Source organism: Calothrix sp. PCC 7507 (assembly GCF_000316575.1).
GTDB lineage: Bacteria > Cyanobacteriota > Cyanobacteriia > Cyanobacteriales > Nostocaceae > Fortiea.
The window spans coordinates 5,373,504-5,396,006 of the sequence record NC_019682.1 but is presented as its reverse complement, the minus strand read 5'-3'; the positions used below and the strand labels follow the sequence as shown (position 1 = coordinate 5,396,006).

At 41.2% G+C, this 22,503-nt stretch carries 15 protein-coding genes; 3 read left to right on the top strand and 12 right to left on the bottom strand.

What is annotated here, in order from left to right; translation table 11 throughout:
- Positions 1-170: 170 nt before the first annotated feature.
- Complete coding sequence (locus tag CAL7507_RS23110) at positions 171-746, bottom strand: Uma2 family endonuclease (protein ID WP_015130906.1); 576 nt, start codon at positions 744-746, stop codon at positions 171-173.
- A gap of 36 nt (positions 747-782) precedes the next feature.
- Positions 783-1,736, bottom strand: a complete 954-nt coding sequence (locus CAL7507_RS23105; RefSeq protein ID WP_015130905.1) for a Rieske 2Fe-2S domain-containing protein — start codon at positions 1,734-1,736, stop codon at positions 783-785.
- 437 nt (positions 1,737-2,173) lie between these two features.
- On the opposite strand from CAL7507_RS23105, the gene CAL7507_RS23100 reads away from it, so the two are divergent.
- Both CAL7507_RS23100 and CAL7507_RS23095 read left to right on the top strand, forming a co-directional pair.
- Positions 2,174-2,824 carry a TetR/AcrR family transcriptional regulator gene (locus tag CAL7507_RS23100; protein ID WP_015130904.1) on the top strand — a complete coding sequence of 217 codons (651 nt, stop codon included), beginning with the start codon at positions 2,174-2,176 and terminating at the stop codon, positions 2,822-2,824.
- Between the two features lie 294 nt (positions 2,825-3,118).
- A complete protein-coding gene (locus CAL7507_RS23095) occupies positions 3,119-3,787 on the top strand; it encodes a Uma2 family endonuclease (RefSeq protein WP_015130903.1) in 669 nt (222 codons plus the stop codon).
- A gap of 4 nt (positions 3,788-3,791) precedes the next feature.
- Here CAL7507_RS23095 and CAL7507_RS23090 read toward each other — a convergent pair whose 3' ends face one another.
- The 5 genes from CAL7507_RS23090 to topA all read right to left on the bottom strand — a co-directional run bounded on the left by CAL7507_RS23090 (position 3,792) and on the right by topA (position 11,525).
- Positions 3,792-6,563, bottom strand: a complete 2,772-nt coding sequence (locus CAL7507_RS23090; protein ID WP_015130902.1) for an HD family phosphohydrolase — start codon at positions 6,561-6,563, stop codon at positions 3,792-3,794.
- A 337-nt stretch (positions 6,564-6,900) separates the two neighbouring features.
- The gene (locus CAL7507_RS23085; RefSeq protein WP_015130901.1) at positions 6,901-7,884 is read right to left on the bottom strand and encodes an ADP-ribosylglycohydrolase family protein; all 984 of its coding nucleotides are present in this window, start codon (positions 7,882-7,884) and stop codon (positions 6,901-6,903) included.
- A gap of 77 nt (positions 7,885-7,961) precedes the next feature.
- Positions 7,962-8,423 (bottom strand): type II 3-dehydroquinate dehydratase, encoded by a 462-nt coding sequence (aroQ, locus tag CAL7507_RS23080; RefSeq protein WP_015130900.1) that lies wholly within the window; start codon positions 8,421-8,423, stop codon positions 7,962-7,964.
- Between the two features lie 6 nt (positions 8,424-8,429).
- Positions 8,430-8,531, bottom strand: coding sequence for a DNA topoisomerase I (locus CAL7507_RS32820; RefSeq protein ID WP_201447925.1), 102 nt, complete (start codon positions 8,529-8,531; stop codon positions 8,430-8,432).
- A 324-nt stretch (positions 8,532-8,855) separates the two neighbouring features.
- Positions 8,856-11,525, bottom strand: coding sequence for a type I DNA topoisomerase (gene topA / locus CAL7507_RS23070; RefSeq protein WP_015130898.1), 2,670 nt, complete (start codon positions 11,523-11,525; stop codon positions 8,856-8,858).
- A 497-nt stretch (positions 11,526-12,022) separates the two neighbouring features.
- Here topA and CAL7507_RS23065 point away from each other — a divergent pair, with 497 nt between their 5' ends.
- On the top strand, positions 12,023-13,582 hold the full coding sequence (locus tag CAL7507_RS23065; RefSeq protein ID WP_015130897.1) for an NAD(P)H-quinone oxidoreductase subunit N: 1,560 nt from the start codon (positions 12,023-12,025) through the stop codon (positions 13,580-13,582).
- 57 nt (positions 13,583-13,639) lie between these two features.
- On the opposite strand, the gene CAL7507_RS23060 is transcribed toward CAL7507_RS23065, so the two are convergent.
- The 5 genes from CAL7507_RS23060 to CAL7507_RS23040 form a co-directional block, all read right to left on the bottom strand.
- A complete protein-coding gene (locus CAL7507_RS23060) occupies positions 13,640-15,445 on the bottom strand; it encodes a sensor histidine kinase (RefSeq protein WP_015130896.1) in 1,806 nt (601 codons plus the stop codon).
- A gap of 36 nt (positions 15,446-15,481) precedes the next feature.
- Positions 15,482-16,525, bottom strand: a complete 1,044-nt coding sequence (locus CAL7507_RS23055) for an ATP-binding protein (protein ID WP_015130895.1) — start codon at positions 16,523-16,525, stop codon at positions 15,482-15,484.
- 6 nt (positions 16,526-16,531) lie between these two features.
- On the bottom strand, positions 16,532-17,683 hold the full coding sequence (locus CAL7507_RS23050; RefSeq protein WP_015130894.1) for an FIST signal transduction protein: 1,152 nt from the start codon (positions 17,681-17,683) through the stop codon (positions 16,532-16,534).
- 70 nt (positions 17,684-17,753) lie between these two features.
- Positions 17,754-19,031, bottom strand: a complete 1,278-nt coding sequence (locus CAL7507_RS23045) for a sensor histidine kinase (protein WP_015130893.1) — start codon at positions 19,029-19,031, stop codon at positions 17,754-17,756.
- Positions 19,032-19,042: 11 nt separating this feature from the next.
- Positions 19,043-21,835 (bottom strand): ATP-binding protein, encoded by a 2,793-nt coding sequence (locus tag CAL7507_RS23040; protein ID WP_015130892.1) that lies wholly within the window; start codon positions 21,833-21,835, stop codon positions 19,043-19,045.
- Between the last annotated feature and the right edge of the window lie 668 nt (positions 21,836-22,503).

Genomic DNA, 22,503 nt, shown 5'->3' with positions numbered 1-22,503 from the left:
GGGCTTTTCGGCCCGCACTACCAAAAACCCCTCAAAACAAAATTGACAAACCACTAGGCTTAGTTTCTGGAAGTTTGAGGAATTCTTCTAGGGTAATTCTTGGAGGCTTTGTCGTGGTCATGGTTGACCTCTAGTTCATTTAGCTGATTCTCATGCTACACCACACTCTGTCAATTCAAAATCTGTGCTAAATCCAACACAAATCCAGGTAATACATCCTCACCTGATAAGCTAGCAGGGGATTGTAAAACCTCAACTTCCCTTCCTGGGCGATAAATTTCTACACTTTGATTTTGCGGATCAATCAACCAACCTAAACGCACACCGTTGTCAATATACTCCTGCATTTTTTGTTGCAATGTCTTGAGGCTATCATTAGCAGAGCGCAATTCAGCCACAAAATCGGGAGCAAGCGGTAAAAATCTGCTAGGATCTGGACTGAGGGCTACTATTCTTTCTCGCTTCACCCAACACGCATCAGGAGAACGATTAGCACCATTGGGAAGTTTGAAACCCGTGGAAGAGTCAAAAGCCAAGCCTGTACCATCAGCATCTGTCCAATTACCTAAGCGCTGTGTCAGTCTACTATTCCGATTTCCGCTTTCCCATCCAGTTGGTGGCATAATAATTAATTCTCCCTCCTGCGTACGCTCAAGACGTAAATCTCGATTGTTTTGACACAATTGGAAGAACTGCTCATCTGTTAGCTCGATGGTGGGGTAAAGGTTAAGAATTAGGGCAGTCATATCAGCCTCTCAATCTGGCTAACTGTAGCCTAACATTTACCAATCACGATAGAGTTTTTCTGCATAAAACATAATCTCTTCATTGGGTAATCTAATTTTTGGTTTTTGCCTGGGATATAAACTTTCAACAGCACCTGTATCTTGTGCAATCACTGTGGCTCCAGCTTGTAAAATTGAATTTTTAAACAAAAATTTCATCACAGGATTTATCACCTGAGCATACATCAGAATAAATGTCTTGGTTCTGTTTTCCGTTTCTGGGTAGAGAATATGCATTTGAGCAATATTGCCAATTGGTGTTTTGGGAAAGAAAACTGTAGTTGAAGGAAAAGCATATTCGAGGGTGTTACTCAGATTTTTGGGGAAGATGCCCAAAACAGGATTTTTGATAATTTCTTTGAGCGTGTTATCACTTCTCTTTAAATCTTGTTTTATCGTGGCGTAGTATCCTTTTTCCTCGAAGAAAGTAACATTACAAGATGTGATTTTAAACAGTTCTTTATGAGTACCATTTTGGTGGTTATAGTCATAGTTAACCATCAAGTTGCTCAAAAAATCTCCCTGAATACTTTTCTCTCCAGTAACGCCAATTAATTCGTATCCATCTACAATTTTCTGATGCAATTCGGGAATGGGTAATCTTGGTTCAAATCCTCCATATGTCCAGATGCAGTCATTGCTAATAATTAGCTCTAATGGCTGTATAATAGGCTGATTATCTTGTTTATCACCTCGATAAAATCTGCCTTTACCATCAAATTCCAGTGCATGAAAAGGGCAAGTGATAGTATCTCTCTCTTGACAAACCCAGCCTTCTGATAAAGGTGCTTGCATGTGTGGACAAATATTATCTAGTGCAAAGACTTCACCTTTTTGGTTTTGCCAAATTACATAATCTCGCCCATTCAATGTAATTTTATGTGGTTGATTAACTCCCAGCCTTGACTTATGAGCAATTAACCAAGGCGCACCGGGTAAAATAGGTTGCATTGTTACTCCTAAAGTATGTAAAGTTATTTTGATTTTTGAAATAATAAATAGTAAGTAGGGTGGGCAATGCCCACCACATCAGATGAGTAGTATCACTACATTTTTGTGCCATTATGAATAATTTATGTATCACAAACAAACATTATTTGAATTGGTATAAGTTTTGGTGGGCAATGCCCACCCTACAAATACTTAAGTTTTTTACAAATTATTGAGGATTTTTCTATCTTTCTGTTGAAGATAGTTCTACCTTTTATGGAAAATGAAAGCTGCAAAGCCAAGCCACTGGATATATGTTTGGCTAAGTGGAGTGAATGGTTGAAAATTAACTAACTAAATTTTTAGTTAGTAGATATTACTTTAATAAATCTCATGTGGTCTGTCAACTACTAAGCAATTTTTTAGTTATGATATTTTCGTCAGTATGATGGAGAAACGTGGGTCGTTCAACGCAGTCAAAACCCTCAAATAATAAGCCTCGTCAGGTGCGTGATGCAGAGGCGACGAAAAAGTATATTCTGGATGCAGCGGAAGTAGAGTTTGCTAAACGTGGACTCAGTGGGGCGCGAACAGAGGCGATCGCCAAAGGTGCAGGTGTCACCACAGCGATGATTTACTACTACTTCCAGAGCAAGGAAGGACTATATCAAGCGGTTCTGCAACGTCCAGCGGTGGAAATGCACGCAGGATTTAAACAGCTAAATCTGGATCAGTTCCCGCCAGAAGAGGCGTTGAAGATTTTGGTGAAAGAAGCGATCGCTTACGAAGCAGCTCATCCACACCGGGGAATGCTGTGGTTTCAAGAAGCCAACCAAAATCAGGGAAAGTATTTCAAACAGGGGAATTGGCAAGAAAACTTTAAATATCTGATCAATATTTTAGAACGGGGAATGGCAGAGGGTTGTTTCCGTCAAATCGATCCATTTCTCACCACCCTGCATATTATTGGGATTTGTAATTTATACTTCAACGCTTACGAAAATATCAAACACACTAGACCAGATTTGCAGCTACTGAGTCCAGAAATGATTGAGCAGCATACGCAAGCAGCGATTAATTTTATTTTGGCTGGCGTGCGACTGCTTTAATCGCTGACCGAATTTTAGATTTTAAATTTTGGATTTTGGATTGTTGGCGTAGCCTCTGGGCCAGGAGAAGATTCAAAATCTAAAATTTAAAAAGGTCTCAAGCCCACGAATTTAAACGCGAGAATAAATCTAAAATCTAAAATCAATTGACGAGCAAGCGATTTCAAACGCGAAAGTCTTTTCTTTAATCTAAAATCCAAAATCCAAAATCCAAAATTGTGTGAGACCGCCCATCAAGGCGTTATCATAGAGGTTATCTGAAATCACTAAATCGGGCTTGCGAGGTGTCTAGCGATGACTATCTCCCTAGAAAAATCTAGCCAATCTTCCCTAATTTTCCAGCAGCATGATGCGACCTGGCAAGATTATGTGGCAGTTCGAGATAACCCAGATATTGATTGGCGTAAGATCGCATTTTATCAAGGATGGTTATGGTTTGATATGGGAACAGAAGGTCTGGGACACTCTTCCTTTAGGGATTTGATGACGGCAGTTTTTTTTGTTTGGGCATTCTTGCACCCAGAGGTAGTGCTACAATCCTATGGGGGCTGTCTAATTGAAAACCAAGACACCCACGCCTGCGCGCCAGACTTAGTACTGTACAAAGGTGAAGATATTCCTAAATGGAAACTTGGTGAGCCGCGGCGGATTATTCTCGATCGCCATCGTCTGCCTGATTTAGTTGGAGAAATCGCCGATACAAGCTTGGGCATCGATCTCGATGAGCAGAAGCAACTGTACGCTAGTCTAGGAATTGCCGAATATTGGGTAATTGATGTCAAAGGAATGCGGCTATTTGCATTCGGTTTAACAGCAACGGGTATATATCAGCCAATCCAAGTTTCTCAGGTGTTGACGGGTTTAGCGATCGCGCTTGTCGAACAAACGCTGGAAAAATTAGCTGAAGGCACCAATACCGCAGCAGCAAATTGGTTGATGCAGCAATTGCAAACGGCGAACTAATCCATCAATGCTTCGCGATCTTCTCATTACTAGTCTTCAATTTAGGATAAGCAATACGTTTGTGATGGAATTGTTGCCAAACTTCCACAAAGATTTTAGCTATTTTTGTCATTTCGTCGCGTGTTAAGCCAGAATCTATCATTTGATTATCTTGCCATCTAGCACGAAGGATATTGTTCACCATTACTAAGGCTTGTTCTGGGTTGACATCTTTAAGACTCCGCAGCGCCGCCTCACAGGAATCTGCTAACATGACAATTGCTGTTTCCCGCGATTGGGGAATTGGTCCATCGTAGCGAAAATCAGCATCATCTACGGTTAAATTTGGGTTAGCCTGAGCCATTTGCTGCGCTTGATGATGAAAATAAGCAATTAGCATCGTTCCTTGATGTTCGGGAATAAAAGCTTGAATCGCTGTTGGTAAAACATGTTTGCGTGCCATCACCAACCCTTCAGTGACGTGTTTTTTGATAATTGCGGCACTCTTCCAGGGGTCGTTAATCTCTGTATCGTGTTTATTTGGCCCCCCCATTTGATTTTCAATAAAGCCGAGGGGGTCGTGCATTTTACCAATATCATGGTATAATGTTCCAGCCCTAACTAGCTCGACATTACACTTTAGTTGTTTAGCAGCAGCTTCAGCCAGGGTAGCTACAAACAGAGTATGTTGAAAGGTTCCAGGTGTTTCTGTGGCGAGTCGTTTTAATAAGGGGCGATTGGGATTTGCCAGTTCCGCTAAACGGATGGGAGTAACTAAATCAAAAAGTTTTTCTAAATAAGGACTCAAGCCCAAAGCGACAATACTCCAGGCCAAGCCAGATAATGCAAAAAACGCGGCTTCTCGGAGGACGACATACCATCTTGAACCAAATGCTGCACCAACGAAAACAGAGAGCATGAGGTAAATGCCGCCCTGAGTTGTAGCGATCGCCACTCCTAATAGTGCCAGTTCCTCACGCGATCGCAGTCGTTTTGCCATGCAACTACCGACTATTCCCCCTGCTGCGCCAGCCACAAGGGCAATTCTACCAATTTCCAAGGTGGTGGGTAGCACTAGCGACAGTAAACTCACAACTGTTACACCCAAAACAGGGCCGTAAAAGCTACCTAACAATATACCAATGGCGCTCCATGTGGTATACGGCAAACTTGTTGTCAGTATCCCCGGCACACTCAAAGTCAGTAGTAACACCAACAGGCGATCGCGTTGCCGTAATTGGATCTGAATCTGCCGTTCTACAAACACAAAAATAGCAACTGCTGTACTCACAACACCTGCTACTTTCCCTAATTCCAGCCAGTTAACCTCCCGGCGATTCAGGTGATAATGCTCCAACACATCAAAGTTCCACGCAGTGATATTTTCCCCTTTAGCAACAATTACATCTCCTCGCTTTACCTGAACCATGAATGCAGGTACTCCGTTAGCTGCCCTTTGTGCTTGTTTTCTCGTTTCTGCTTCGTCTTGCTTCAAATTTGGTTGCAGCACAACCGACAACATTTTGATTGCTAAGGGTTCGGCCTCTGTTGTGACAAATGTCTGCACTTGTAAGCTGACTGCAGCCTCTAAAACGTCTCTTGGCAATCCATATGGGATACCTTGGGCGAGAATTCGCTTGCTACTATCGTGAATTCCCACTTGGGTTTTTACCCAATCTTCATCCGACAAGTTTAGAAGGATGGTGTTTTCATATACTGCTTGCGGCTTGACTGCCTCCATCTGTAAAAGTTTGGTGTTGGCTTGGGCGTATTTTTGGCGTGCTTGCAATATTTGGTCGATGAGTGAGGATAAGTTGCGGTCAGTTGTTGTAATGCGATAAGTTTCTAGTTCCGCCACTGCTTGAGTAAATTCAAGTGTTGGGGGATTAGTTGATTTTGTTTCCCCAGATTTCGATGGGAGGACAGATCTATTTTGTGGAGCCGCTCCCAGCGGTGTAGTTTGTGTTTGGCGTTTCTGAGTTGATGATGGTGGGGGCGCGGAGATTTGTTTTCCGGCTTTAGCGGATGACGTAGTATCCTGTTCTCTGGTCAGTCTTCTATGAAAACTGCCCCTTTGTGTGGGGAGGAATAATTCTAATTTCTGTTTTTTCGTAGTTTCTAAGGTAACTAGCAGTTCTTGCCATTCTGACTCCGGACAAGAGCGTAGATAACGCTGGCTAGACAGAGATAAAACTGAAGTATCAAAAAATGGAAAAGACCCAGCAGCGGCACGAATTTCGTCACCTTCATCTAAAAGTTGTCGCAAATTTCGCCCAACTTGTTCATTCACGCTGGTATCGATCATCAGCATGGGCATGGATTTTTGACTGACGGCTCGGCGTTGGTCTTCGGTTTTTCTCTGATTTTCGATGCTATCTGTATATGGTGCCTTAATTGTCTGTGGTGCAACAGTTCCTACCTTTAGCTTGGGCTGGTTATACAGTTTGTGCCCAATTACACCTGTAAGGGAGATGACTGCGATCGCTAAAACCACAGAGAACCGCTTTTTATGCACCCAGCTGAAACCAACTATATTGAGTAGACCTTGGCTTTTGGCCAATTTTGCCCTTACTCTCTTCCCTATTCCTAGCTTTTGCGCTCTGCTTAGATCATTGATTTTTGATAAAAAAACGATTATGTTGCTGAGGACTATTCTATGAAGCTTCCGACGGCGGCTTTTGCCGTTTTTACTGCTCACCGCCTCTAGTAAGGGTCTTTTACGGAGTAGCACTTTGTACCGCCGCCGCCAGTTATTTAATTGCTGGTTTAAGGACTGAAAAAATCGCTGCGTTTTCATTACTTATGGCTGCAGTTGCTTACTTTGATACCTCAAAACAAGACAATCCTCAGAGACGTCCAAGCAATAATAACCGAAGCAGTTAGGAACTTCGGAGACAAGAACTGGGTACAGCAGACTTCTTTCAGAATCCAAAATCTAAAATCGTTCGACTGACTTGTACTGAGCGAAGGCGCAAGTAGCGCTCACGACGTACCCCCTTGGGGAAGCAAGCTACGCATAGCGTTCCGCAGGAAAGTCTAAAATCCAAAATTGAAAAATAGAGTATTAAAAACTACTGTTTTTTTGCTAATTTTTGACCAAATAACCAGGATGTAAATGCTTGGTAGATGTAGCATTAACGCGACCGAATGACGCGGGGTGCGGCATAGACACATAGACGGGAAGGGGCTTCCCATAGGGATAGCGAAGCCTGTGCATCGGAAATAACACATCCCTCTTGTTTGAACTCACTGGGATTTAGGTCAAGATTATACATTCCTGACCACACTGCTACAAGTGCATCAGCCAATTTTAACATCTGGGAAAAATTGGTCATTCCCCATGCTGCTGAATTGGGTTGTGAGTGTAAGACCCGCCAAGTCACGGGAATGCCGACAGTGCTATTATAAGCCCCTGATAAAGCACCAGTAATTGCACTTATGCTTTTCGAGTATAAATTTCCAGGTTCTTGTTGCCAGATATTGGCAGTATGAGTAGCCCGCAAAACGGACAGGCGGTAGTCTTCCAATGTGCCCAGAAAGCAATAAAACGCCATAGCAATAGCGTTACTCTGCTTTTCTTCCCTACTCAATTCAGCTTGCGCTCTGTCTAATCCAGCCCCCCGATTTAACAAATCATTAACCTTTAATAATTGTTGTGGTAGTGATGTCGGCGTTTCTCCGATAAAAGCGATCGTTTCGGGAATCAGGGTTTGGGGGTGGAGTTTTTCAGTTAGAGATTTAGCGATCGCATACCCTACTGCTAGTGTTCCATCCCGTACTACTGGGTCATCCTCCCAGATTTGTAACACACGCAGCAAGTTTTGTCGCACTTTAATTGTATTTTCGTGAAAAAAAAGTGCTACTGGGAGTGTGGCCAGTATTAAGTTTGGGGAGATTTCGTCAGTTGTGTCTAAATGAAGCGAGTATTGTTGCTGACGTTCTAGCCAATCATCTAAATCTAATCTGCCCAGTGCAATCAAACTTTGAACGCCCAAAACCGCTATTCGGTCAACATCACAGCGACTTTGTAACTGTTTATCATTACTCAAAGTTAATTTTTCACCAAGCAGCGCCCCTAGCAAAGCACCTCGAAACCGACTTACGAGAGAGTAGCGCATACAATTTTGGATTTTGGATTTTGGATTTTGGATTTTGGATTTGATATTTTAGCCAAAATCTCAAATTGATTAATTATTCATCCTGATCTTAAATGATGCACCAACGCTTGTAAGCCCAACAAATAACTTTGGACACCAAAACCGCTGATTTGTCCAACAGCTACAGGGGCTATATAGGAATGATGGCGAAAGTCTTCTCTGCGGTAGATATTACTCAGGTGGACTTCGACTGTAGGTAGATTAACGGCGGCGATCGCATCTCGTAGTGCCACACTGGTGTGGGTGTAAGCCCCAGCATTAATCAAAATGCCTTGATATTTGCCTAATGCTTCATGAATAGTATCAACCAAAATCCCTTCATGATTCGATTGCACAGGTAGAACTTTCGCCTGTAACTTTAGCCCTTCTGCTTCTAATAGGCGGTTAATCTCAATCAAAGTTAGCGAACCATAAATTCCTGGTTCTCGCTGTCCTAGCAGATTCAGGTTTGGCCCATGCAACACCAAAATACTTAAAGGTGAAAACGTCAATTCTTGCACTTTGGGCTACTGGCGACGACGCGATCGGTCATTTACAGGAATCGGAATCAGTTCCGGTTCCGGCTCAACTTCTGGACCGAGCAAAGCTTCGATCAGCTTGCGTGCCAATTCTTTAAGCTTTTCCAGTACCTTTTCTATATAGTCCATGAACTGACCGCTCCTGAGATATTACCTCAATTTTGATTAACAGCTACGCAGAAACTGGCGTACTTTTGCACTTTTGGCTTCTCGTGGGGGTGGCACACGCTGCCGCTTTGTAGGCACAAACCACTTTTAAAACTTTTTATTGTGATTTGCCTTACTTCTTAGAGTATCACATCCTTAACCAACAGGGACTAGGGAATGAAGAAGAGGCAGAGGGGAAGGGGGCAGGGTGCAAAGGAGAATCTTTCTGCTCCCTGCCCCCTACTCCCTGCTCCCTTCCCGATTTGACTATCCTGCTGCGTCATTTTTTTTAGCAGCAGTTGACTTCGTTTTAGAAGTTGACTTCGTTTTAGAAGTTGTTGACTTAGTTGTTTTGCGAGTAGATTTAGCTGACGTTGCTTTGGTTGCCAACAATTTCAGCGCCGTAGCTAAAGTTATATCTTCTACAGATTCACCTTCTGGAAGACTGACATTAGTTTTGCTGTGCTTAATGTAAGGCCCGTAGGGTCCATCGTAGATATTCACTGGCGTACCATCTTCCGGATGTGCGCCCAATTCACGTACAGCTGCCTTAGATTTGCTATTTGTGGAGCTGCGTCCCTTTTTTGGCTCAGACAATAACTCTAATGCACGTCCTAAAGAAACTGTCAAGACATTATCAGCAGCTTTTAGAGAGCGATAGTCTTTTCCTTCCTTACCTTGGTCGTGGACGACGTAAGGGCCAAAACGCCCTAAACTGGCTTGAATTTTACCACCAGTCGCCGGATGGACACCTAATGTCCGAGGTAGTGCCAATAGACCAACAGCCACGTCAAAGGTGACGTTTTCTGGGGTGACACCTTTGGGTAAGGAGGCTTGTTTGGGTTTGGGGTTTTCTTCAGACTTGTCACCCAACTGGACATATGGGCCGTAAGCACCAATTTTCACATAAACTGGTTCACCAGTTTCGGGATGGCGACCGAGTTGGTCTGGCCCTGTGGTTTTTTGCCGCAGCAGGATTTCTACCTGTTTGGGGTCGAGGTCTGCTGGAGTCAGGTCTTTGGGAATTGAGGCAGTGACTACACCTTCACCATTTTTAACTTCGATGTAAGGGCCATATTTACCAATGCGGACTTTAGCATCTAAGTTTTCCAGTTCCACCGTCCTAGCTAAGGTGGCGTCAATTTGACTTTCTCGTTCCCTCACCAAGGTTTCTAGACCCTTGTCTCCCAAATAAAATTGCCGCAAGTAGGGCAGCCACTTAGCTTCACCATCGGCAATATCATCGAGGGTTTGCTCCATTTTGGAGGTGAATTTGGGATCGACAATATCGGGGAAATGCTTTTCTAGCAAGTCAGTGACGGCGAAAGCCGTAAAGGTGGGAATCAAAGCATTATTTGTTAACTGGGTGTAACCCTTATCGATGATTGTGCCAATAATGCTGGCGTAGGTACTAGGACGGCCAATACCTTCACTTTCTAGGGTTTTCACCAGAGTCGCTTCGGTATATCTAGCTGGTGGTTGGGTTTCGTGTCCCACGGCTTCTAGTTCCTGACAATCGGGATGATCTCCTACCTTCAGGTTAGGCAAAATTACTTCCTGGTCTTCTAATGCTGCTTCGGGATCGTCTGACCCTTCAACGTAGGCGCGGAGATATCCGGGGAAGTCAATCCGCTTACCAGAAGAACGGAAGCCAGCATCTTCAACTTGCAACTGCACGGTAACTTGGGTTTGGCGGGAGTCAGCCATTTGGGAGGCGACGGTACGCTTCCAAATCAGGTCATAAACAGCCAGTTCTCGACCACCTAAGCCTGTTTCCTGGGGCGTGCGGAAGGTACTTCCTGCCGGACGAATGGCTTCGTGTGCTTCCTGTGCGCCTTTGGATTTGGTGGTGTATTGCCGAGGTTGGGGGCTGAGGTATTGTTGGCCGTAGAGTTGTTCTACACAGCTACGAGCTGCAGCGATCGCCTGATCGGACAAATGCACGGAATCTGTACGCATGTAGGTAATGTACCCTTGCTCATACAAATTCTGGGCAATCCGCATGGTATCCCTAGCGGAGAGGCGCAGTTTCCGGTTAGATTCCTGTTGCAGCGTCGAGGTGGTGAACGGTGGCGCGGGTTTGCGCGTCACTGGACGTTCCTCAATGTCTGTGACACTCCAGGTTTTATCAGTCAGGCGTTCTTTGAGAGCTTGTGCTTCTTCTTCCGTCAGCAATACCACCTTCCGACCTGCGGTAATTTGTCCCGTTGCCGGGTCGAAATCACTGCCAGTCGCGATTTTAGTGCCGCCTAGGTTGACTAGCAGGGAGGTAAATTCTTGTCCCTTGGTCTTCCCTGAGGCAGGGGCGATCAAGCTAGCTTTCAAATCCCAATATGTACCTTCATGAAAGGCGCGGCGTTGGCGTTCCTTGATGACTAGAAGCCTCACTGCTACAGATTGTACCCGCCCAGCGGATAACCCCCAGGCGATTTTTTTCCATAGCAGGGGAGACAAGGTATAGCCTACCAGTCGATCCAAAATCCGTCGTGTTTCTTGGGCGCGAACTAACTGCTCATCAATAGTGCGGCAGTTTTTCAAAGCTTTTTTGATGGCGTCCTGAGTAATTTCGTGAAACACCATGCGCTTGGTAGGGACTTTGGGCTTCAGCAACTGGTATAAATGCCAACTGATACTTTCACCTTCACGGTCTTCGTCAGTTGCTAGGATCAGTTCATCGGCGTCTTTGAGGGCTTCTTTCAGCTGGGTGACAACTTTCTTTTTGTCTTTTGGGACAACATACACCGGTTCAAAGTCGGCGTCCACATTTACCCCCAACTGCGCCCATTTTTCCCCTTTGATAGCGACGGGAATTTCGCTAGCCGACTGGGGAAGGTCACGCACATGACCCATAGACGCTTCCACCCGATAGCCTGATGGTAGGTAGTTGCGAATGGTACGAGCTTTGGTTGGAGATTCGACGATGACGAGAGTTGACATGGAAATTTTTTAAAAAAGAATAGCTGCAAAGCTAAACAGTCAAGTTGAGACGATTTCGGCGAGATGTCAAGGTAAAACGTCACGCTTAGAGATGTGATTTCATCCTCACACAAACTGACCGTTAGGGTGAAAATCCGCTTAACTTCGGGCGTAGTCCTTTCCAGATAATAGGGCAGGAAAATGCCGGGTGTGAATTTCCAGCTATTTCAATCTTTAACTTATCTAGGGTAAATTGGCGACTACAGTTTTCAAAATACCCCCGAAGTGTAATAGAGCGTACTGTTTTTTTCGGGAGGCGGGAGCAGGGAGCAGGAAGAGAATATATGATAGATAACCCCAGTCCCCAATCCCCAATCCCCAATGCCCAATCCCCAATCCCCAATCCCCAAGCGAGTCTATGCTATCAGCAGGAAAGGTTTATGCAACTTTAGTTCATAACAGTAGATAGAATAAACAGAGTTAGCCTTGATGTCTAATCGCCAAAACCTATATATCTCATGGATTTTGCTAATCTTGCATCCCAGTTAAATGCTGGAACAATTTTGCCAGAGGGGATTGTGATTCTCACCCTCCTGGGGGTTTTGATTGTGGATTTGATTTTGGGGCGTACATCCTCACGCTGGATTGGATATCTGGCGATCGCAGGTTTGCTGTCTTCAATTGTCGCCCTTTATTTTCAATGGGATAACACCAATCCCATTTCTTTTAGCGGTGAGTTTAATAGTGATGACCTCAGTATCGTCTTTCGCGGTATCATCGCTCTGTCCGCTGCTGTGACTATACTGATGTCCATTCGCTACATTGAGCAGAGTGGCACTGCCTTAGCTGAATTCATCGCTATTTTACTAACTGCTACCCTAGGAGGGATGTTTTTATCCGGGGCTAGTGAGTTGGTGATGATTTTCATCTCCCTAGAAACCCTGAGTATTTCCTCTTATTTGCTCACAGGTTATACCAAGCGTGACCCCCGCTCTAATGAAGCGGCGCTCAAATACTTGTTGATTGGCGCTTCTAGTACTGCAGTATTTTTGTATGGCGTATCGCTGTTGTATGGTTTATCAGGTGGACAAACCGAACTGAGTGCGATCGCTAACGGTATCGCCACAGCCAATGTTGGTCAATCTCTAGCTTTAGTAATTGCCCTCGTCTTTGTAATTGCAGGTATTGGCTTCAAAATCTCCGCGGCTCCCTTCCATCAATGGACACCAGACGTTTATGAAGGCGCTCCCACTCCAGTGATCGCTTTTCTATCTGTCGGTTCTAAAGCAGCTGGATTTGCTCTAGCCATCCGCCTCCTAACAGTAGTCTTCCCCCTCGTTGCTGACGAGTGGCGATTTGTCTTCACCGCCCTCGCTGTGCTGAGTATGATCCTGGGTAACGTAGTCGCCCTCGCTCAAACTAGCATGAAGCGGATGCTAGCCTATTCATCCATCGCCCAAGCTGGGTTTGTGATGATTGGTTTGATTGCGGGTACAGATTCAGGATATTCCAGTATGATATTTTACCTGCTGGTCTATCTATTCATGAACCTGTGCGGCTTCACCTGCATTATCCTCTTCTCTCTGCGGACAGGAACAGACCAGATCGCTGAATATTCCGGTTTGTATCAAAAAGACCCACTCCTAACTTTAGGCTTAAGTATCTCTTTGCTGTCTTTAGGTGGTATTCCGCCACTAGCTGGCTTTTTTGGCAAAATTTACTTATTCTGGGCTGGTTGGCAGGCAGGTCTTTACTGGTTAGTTTTATTGGGCTTAGTTACTAGCGTCGTCTCGATATACTACTACATTCGTGTAGTCAAGATGATGGTAGTTAAAGAACCCCAAGAAATGTCCGATGTAGTTAGGGATTATCCCGAAATAAGTTGGAATTTACCGGGTTTCAGACCTTTACAAGTGGGTTTGATTGTGACTTTAATTGCCACATCCATAGCGGGAATTTTGTCCAATCCACTGTTTACCTTAGTAAATCATTCAGTTGCCAATACTCCAATTTTACAATCAACTAAGGTTGTGAGTACTCAGGTAAGTGCTGTGATTACTGAGCAGTTAAATCAGTAAATTGATAATAGTTAACTGTTAACTGTTAAGGGGTACATTTGCTGTACCCCTTAATTATTAATCCACTCTCATAGGAATCTTGATTAAAAATTCTGCTCCTTGTCCTGGTGCAGAGTTACATGTTATTTGTCCGCGATGTTTGTTCACCACAATCTGATAACTAATAGCTAATCCTAACCCAGTACCTGTACCCACTGGTTTTGTAGTAAAAAATGGGTCAAATATTTTAGAACTAACTTCTTTTGTCATCCCTGAAGCATTATCGTAAATAGCTATTACTACCCATTTTTTGTCAATTACTTGGGTGCTAATACCAATAGTGGGATAATTAGCAGCCATGAATGTTAAATTTTTGGTAGAATTGGCTAATTCACAATCCATAGCGGAGAATTGATAACTCTCTTGCAAGGCATAAATTGCATTAGTCAGAATATTCATAAATACTTGATTAAGTTGGCCTGGATAACAGATAATCTTAGGCAATTCACCATACTCTTTAATGACCTGAATCTCTGGATACTTATCTGTTGCTTTTAAGCGGTGTTCTAAAATCATTAAAGTACTATCTATGCCTTCATGAATATCTGCTTGTTTGAGGTCAGATTCATCCAGGCGAGAAAAGTTTCGTAGTCCAATTACAATATCTTGAATTCGCTGCGTTCCAGCTTGCATAGATTTGAAAGTTTTAGTTAAGTCTGAAGTGATAAAATCGAGATCAATAGATTCTATGATTTCCAGAATTTCAGATGGAGAATCGGGAAAATATTTTTGATAAAGCTGAATTAAATTTAGCAAATATTGAGTATATTCTGCTGTATAAATAAGATTGCCATAAATAAAGTTTATGGGATTATTAATTTCATGAGCAATACCCGCAACCATCTGCCCCAAGCTAGACATTTTTTCATTTTGAATTAGTTGAATTTGTGTTTTTTTCAGCCGTTCTAAAGTTTCTTCAAGATAGGCGATCGCTCGTTCAAGTTTATCTGACTGATTGATAGTAGATTGCTCTGAAACATCCAACAATTGAGTTAACACAGCAATTTGGGAATTGAGTCGCTGAATAGTTTTATCTTGATTTTCATTTGTAGTGACTTCTGTATGATAAATTACTTGGGTAGTATCTCTAAAAATTTTGCCATCATCAAAGGGAAGAATTGCCGTTTTGACGCTTAAGGATAATGGACGAAATAAATCGACAGTCATTTTAGGAAGCACGACTTTTAAAAACATGATCACAGCAAACATATTTCCAGAAGGTAGCAATCCACCAAATCCTAAGACAGATTTGACATTAAACGGAATTATGAATGATTCTTTGGCAGGAATATAAGGGCTTTCTAAAGCATTGGAGACATAAAAAACGTTATACAACTTTTGCTCTAAATCAGTTAATAAATGAGCATCTGGTTTAACTATAGTATCTGCATTTAAGCCTAGTTGATATAGGAGTTGAGATATCATAGGAATTTGGGCGATCGCTTCTTTACTCCCCAGCGGAATTACCTGATGTCCCACAGATTCATACCGCGAATTCCATTCTGGCAATTCCCCAGCAGTCGCCATTAAAGTTAAGCACTTAAGACTATTAGTAACTACATCATTATCTAAGATTTTACAAACGTATTTTTGTAAAGCTGGTTCCAATTCTTCATAGGAATTAGTCTTGAAAAACCGAATTAATGCACAAGATCCATCCCCGGATTTTTGGTCAACTAAATTATTATAAAAATATTCAATTATATGATTACTCACATCCTCCATAGAATTAGCATTATTGCCCAATTGGCGTAAAGCTAATCCACATTCAGACATATTTCTTAAAGTCATTTTTCGCAAGTCATATTTTTTTATCTTCTTCATTTACTTTCTCCTTAATCCATGAGGCATATTTGTAATCTAATAAATTGGAATACTAACTATAAATTCAGTACCCTTTCCTAGCAATGAATTGACCTTCAGAGTTCCCCCATGTTTTTCTACAATTATTTTATGAGCAATTGATAGCCCTAACCCTGTACCTTTGCCTACAGCTTTAGTAGTAAATAAATGATCAAAGACTTTTTCTTGTATATGCTCTGACATTCCTACTCCATTATCTTGAATATGAATCACAGCGTGATTTTTATCTTTATCTAATCCGGTTTTAATCATAATAAAATTAGGATTTGCATTAATATCATGAAAACTACGCCCATCATTAGACTCGTCTAATGCATCAATGGCATTTGCTAATAAATTCATTAATACTTGATTAAGTTGTCCGGGAAAACATTTGACTAGAGGTAGTTCACCGTATTCTTGAAGTACTTGAATAGCAGGGCGATATTGATTTGCTTTCAAACGATGCTTCAAAAGCATGAGAGTATTCTCAATGCCTTCTTTAAGGTTAAAGAGAATTTTGTTCTCTGTATCTGCTCTACAGAAAATTCGCAAGCTATTACTAATATTGTGAATGCGATTAGTACCTTCTTTCATTGAACCAATGAGTTTTGGTAGATCCTCACGCACGTACTCTAAGTCGATTGTATTCATAATTTCTTGAATTTCTGGATATGGTTGTGGATAGCACTTTTGATAAGTATCGATCAGACTTAATAAGTCATGAATATATTTTTGAGCCGGAAGTAAATTACCCGCAATGAAGCCAATCGGATTGTTAATTTCGTGAGCTACATCTGCCACGAGACTTCCCAACGCAGACATTTTATCCTGTGTTGTTTGTAAATTAATTAATGTTGTTTCTAGTTCGGAACTTCTTTCTTGTACCTTTCTCTGTGATGCTTCTAACTCATCAATAACATTCTTTAGTAAGTATTCTTTTTTTTTATTTGTTTCCTCTAATTTGACACGGTCTGCTTCCGAACGTTCTAATTGTTTTTTGAGAATTCTATTAGCCTTTTGCAGTTCCTGAATTTCTTTTTCGCAATCTGAAATTTCCATAAGCTTTTACCGACTTCCTAAAATTAGCGTGACGAAAGTCTCATTGTGAAATTGCGTGTCACCTGTTGGATATAAAGGAGCAATTTCGCCATAGGAATAAAATCCACAAGCTGCTAAAGAATTAGGAAAACAGTGCTTAGTGTTTTGGTACTCTTGGCGTGTTTTTGTACCAAGTAATTGCCGACGAGCTACACATGAAAAAAATAAAACTGCTGCTGGCTCTATACCCGGATAATTATTTAAGGCAGTCATAAAAGATGCTTGAGAAGCTGCTAGGATATCTTCCTGACCTGCTTCAGAAATTTGAATAACTGCTTGCTCAGGAATATCTGCGAAAAAGGTAATACTACCTATATTCTCATCATAAGCAATAGGCGCTCTCATATAAAAACCTTCTCCATCTTGAGTAAACACTGCTAGGGGATATTCCATTGAAGGAGAAAGGGAATCCAAATAATAATGATAGAAATCTAAAGCACGCTTACCATCTATTTCATAGACTATGTTTTTATCAACCTTAGTCACTTTACTTGCTTTACCAATGGGATGCCAACCACTGGCTACACCGTGGGAAAACAAGATTTTGCCGTAAAAAAGCAGAATAGGTACAGAATCACTGACAACTTCTGTTTGAAAGAATTGATATGTGTTTTGATATCTTGATTGATCTGCTGCTAAACCACCGAATATTGGTATATTTTCCCCTAATGCTAACTTCAAGCCATCTAAAATTGACACACCACTCGTTGTCAGGCTTTCTGGATGAGTTAAACATAATTGAGGAACTGCTGTGCTATTGGCTTTTGCTTGTTCTACAGCTTGTTTAGTTGCAGCAGTAGCATCAGCGGAAACCTGACTTCCGAGTCCGGCATAAATTTTAATTTCATCTGAGCAAAATAACATTAAAGTTATTGAGTCTTGCTGAAACTCTAGAACCGAGGATATTTCACCATCTGTTGTTCCACCAATTAACTCAATCCTGGGAAAAGCCTGATTAATTTGTTGCAAGACCAGGGAATGCTCAAAATCGATTGCTGCGAAAAGTATCCCTGCTTGCGGGATGTCTGCGCCTAAAGAGGCGCTGCATTGTTGGAGAACTTCCTTAACTGCTGACAGAGAATCTGGATCGTTGCTGTGACCTACTACTACCTTAAACATAAATACGTCTCTATGGAAAATCACCTCTCTACATAACTATTGTTCCCAAATTTTCAGGTGGATTTCATCATTACAGAATTGGCAGCTTGATCAGAAACTCTGTACCCTGTCCTAGAATTGAATTTACTTCCAGAGTTCCTCTGTGTTTTTCCACAATAATTTTATAAGTAATTGATAATCCCAAGCCCGTCCCTTTTCCCACTGGCTTGGTTGTAAATAAATGATCAAATATTTTTTGCTTGATGGACTCGGTCATTCCTACACCATTATCTTTAATCCGAACTAAAATATAATTTTTATCATCGGTTAGAGCAGTTTGAATAAAAATCTTATTAGGATTAGCTGCTATTTCGTAATAGCTACGTCCTAAATTAGATTCTTCTAAAGCATCAATAGCGTTAGCTAAAAGATTCATGAATACCTGATTCAATTGTCCAGGGAAGCATTTGATATTGGGCAAATCACTATAATCTTTGATCACTTCAATAGTAGGGTGAATATCTGAAGCTTTCAATCGGTGTTTAAGAATCAAGATAGTGCTATTGATAGCATCATGAATATTAAAGGGAATTTTAACAGCACTATCAGCCCTAGAGAAGGTTCTTAAAGAAAGGCTTATATCAGATATGCGTTCTACCCCTTCCTCCATTGATGTGAGAATTTGTGGGAGGTCTTTCAATAGATATTCTAAGTCAATTTTAGCTTCATATTTAGTAATTTCCTCTTGAGAAGCAGACTTTTTATAAAGGTAAATGACATCAATCAAGTTTTGCGTATATTGTTGAACATAAATGAGATTGCCTTGAATAAAACCGATAGGATTATTGATTTCATGAGCTACCCCTGCAACTAACTCTCCTAAAGCAGACATTTTCTCACTCTGCACCAATTGAAACTGTGATTTTTGTAGCTGCTCAACGGTAGTAGCTAACTCTGCTGCTCGTTGTTCTAGTTTTTGGTGCAGTTTATATAGTTTCAAGTGAACATTTACACGAGCAAGTACATCTTCTAGTTGAATTGGTTTGGTAATATAATCTACTGCACCCAGAGATAAACCTTTGACTTTATCCACTACATCTGATAAAGCTGTCATAAAGATGACAGGGATGTTTTGAGTATGTTCTTGTTCTTTGAAGCGGCGACAAGTTTCAAAGCCGTCTATTCCCGGCATCATTACATCTAAAAGGATGAGGTCTGGGGTTACTGCTTGTAACTTTTCTAGGGCACTTTCACCACTTTTAGCCACTAAAACTCGAAAACCTGAGACTTGCAAAAAATCAAAAAGTACCTTAGTATTTGTTGGATTATCATCAACAATCATAATTAAGCTTTGCTTATCAGTAACCATATTTATAGTTGTCAAATATACTGTTTAATTAGTTTAAGAATAGCTTCTTCATCTAGTTCTTCGGTTAGTTTTAGTAGCTTGTCCGTAAAGGTCATATATTTACTATCCAACTGCTGTAATCTCAAAGCTTCCTGTTCGACTCCTGCGATATCACCAATATTGGCAAATGTCGATAGTGCTTGTAATTCTTCAGTAGGAGGAACTACTAACTCTAAAGAAGTATTGCTGAGAGTATTTTCTAATTCTGGTGAGAGGATAGTTGTACTACCTACCTCATAAATCCAAGATAGTCCTAAATAACGCTGAATTTGTGCTAGTAGTTCATCTGATTGAACAGGTTTAGGTAAGAAATCATTACAACCAGATTCAAGTCCTTGTTGTTGGTTATAAATGAATACACTGGCAGATGAGGCAATAATGATAATTTCTTGTAATTGTGGGATTAAACGTAGCTGCTTCGTCATCTCTAAACCATTAATCACAGGCATGGTTATATCAGTAATTATCAGATGAGGATGCCATACAATAGCTTGCCCTAATCCCTCTTGCCCATTGATTGCTTCTATCAAATCAAAACCTAATGGTTGGAGCATATTCACAATAACAGAGCGATTTTCCCAACGGTCATCAACAACTAAAATTTTCTTTTTATCACCTTCATAGCCGATGATGTTATGTGTAGATTTACGAGAATTTAAATCAATCCATTGTTCTGATATTTGTAAGTCTAAATCAAACCAAAACTTGCTACCTTGCCCGCAGACACTTTCTACTTCGATATCACCACCCATCATTTCCACAATTTGTTGGCTAATAGCTAATCCTAGTCCCGTTCCTTCCTCCATACGCTGCTTATCTCCCACCTGTTCAAAGGGCAGAAATATCTTTTGTAATTGAGATGAACTCATCCCAATGCCTGTATCTTCAATTTGAAACCTGATTTTAGCAGTTGAGCTTTTTGCTTTTTGAAAATCATCTATATTTGCTTTATTTATATTAGATGATAAATTAGAAATGCTTGGTGAATCAATCAGGACACCAATTTGGAAAATTACTCCACCTTGATCGGTGAATTTGATCGCATTACCTAATAAGTTGATTAATACCTGACGCAAGCGTTTTTCATCAGCTAATAAGGCTGTAGGTAATTGATTCAATTCCTGGTATGTAAAGGTAATTTCTTTTTGCTCGGCTCTGATGCGACAGATATCTACTATGCTTTTGAGGAAAGTGGGAAAGTGAAAATCTTTAGGGGCTAATTCTAGTTTTCTCGCTTCGATTTTTGAAAGGTCGAGGATATCGTTGATTAGGTTCAGCAGATGAGACGCACAATCGTAAATAATGTTAATACCGTCTTTTTGTTTAGGGTTGGTGGTTTGATCTCGTTGGAGGATTTGAGCATATCCTAAAATACCATTTAGAGGTGTGCGAAGTTCATGGCTCATATTCGCCAAGAATTCACTCTTGGCTTTGTTGGCGCTGTCAGCAGTTTCTTTTGCAGCCGTCAACTCAAAGGTGCGTTCTGCAACTCTGGTTTCCAGTTCTAAGAAGGATGTTTTTAATTGTGCGGCCATTTGGTTAAAAGATTGAGCTAAGGATTCTAGTTCATCTATACCCTCAATTTCTACTTTTTGGTCTAGTTTTCCAGAAGCGATCGCTAAACTGGCTACCTGTAAGCGTAAAATCGGCTTTGTGATCCAACGAGATGTGTAAATTCCTATAACAGTAGCCCATCCTAAAGCTATTAAACATAGCATTATGCTGACGCGAGTATTATTATTAATTTGTGCCATGAAGTCTGATTCTGGCACAACAACTACAACTAACCAATCCAGGCCTAGCTTGTCACGCCAAGGCTGAATCTGGACAAACTGTCGCTCACCTTTGAGGATAAAATCTAGTTCTTGACTATCCTGAATTGCTCTAAAACTGCCAAATTTTTGCTGTAAATTCTGTGCTGTACCTCTAATTAAAGAATCTTGGCTATTTAATGCTGACAAGCGTTGTGCTTTGCCATTAATTACATTATATGGTCGTTCACTAGCACCAGAAGCTACTATTAAACCTGAGCGTTCCAAAATAAAAATTTTTCCCTGGCGACTAACTTGTAAATCAGCCAAAAAATTACTAATTTGCGATAATATCAAATCGACACTAATGACTCCAATGATTTTATGGGCATGATCATAAAGAGGATAACTAGAGGATATAGAGAAAATATCTGGTTTATCTTCCCATTGATAAATTTTGCTCCAGACAGGTTTACCCGCCTTAATCGGATCTGTATACCAAGCTTCTAGACGAGGGTCATAATTTTTGATTGCTGTCAGTTTGCTGCGATTTCCTTGCGAGTCTGTTGTATATACATGAAGTTTACCGATGTGAGTATTTTTAGTGACTTCATTAATCAAAAGATTTCTATTATCTAAACGTTCAACTCCAATAAATTCCCCTTGAGGATTGGCAAAACTAATATAGCCAATATTAAATACTTGCATTTGTTTCCAGAAGTAACGCTCTGAGTTCTGGATATCTTCTAATTTCAGCATCTTTAATTCTGTAGCATCTAGATTTATTTGATTAATTTGGTGAGGCGTAGCTAGATAAGTATCGAGATGCTGATTGACGAGTCTATTAACTTTTTGCATCAACTGACTAGCAAGGTCATTTACGGCTTTTTCTCCATTTTTAAATGAAAGATAGCCTACTAATCCCACAGCAGCAAATATCTGGATCACAAAGGGCAGAACTAATATGAGTCGTAATGATACTTTTCTATAATTTTTAACTTGAGAATTTGTCATAATATCAAAATTATTTCAATTTGATGTTGAAGCGATTATTATTACTGGGAATCATAAATAGAATGCAGAAGGGCAAATCTGCAACAGCGACGGGTTTTTAAAAATGCCACTTTATATTGTGTCTACCTGAATTGAAAGTGCTGAGGAGCCCACCTGGTCGGGTCTTCCGACTTGAGCTAACTGGCGCGGGGTTCCAATAGTTGTGGCAACTGGCGTTGCCGAGTAAAAAATCCTAGTCCCATTACCCTAGTTCCCAGTTCCTTTTGCATGTGTTCTGGTACATGCAGGTCATTATGGCTACTTAATTAATTTGACGAGCAATTTCGTGGACTGCCTCTGCCTGCCATTTTTAAACGGGAGAAACCCCACAAGTCCGACTGCGAGGCTTAAGGGCAACTTTTGGGAATAATCAACATCAGGATTCGTCATAGTTTTTGGTTCTGGGCTGCTGGGTAAACGGAGAGTAAATCTCATGCATTAGTTTGCCCATTCTCCTGTCGTTGATATCATCCAGCGTATTTTACTTGCCACCTCAAAGTGTGGGAGTTTTAAGGCGAATCCTTTGATATCAGTTACTAATTAGGGCTTGCTGACCTTAAAATCTTATCTTTGTGATTTTGTCATCACCTATTAGAGTGATATTTACTGGGTATAACAACCCATGTACT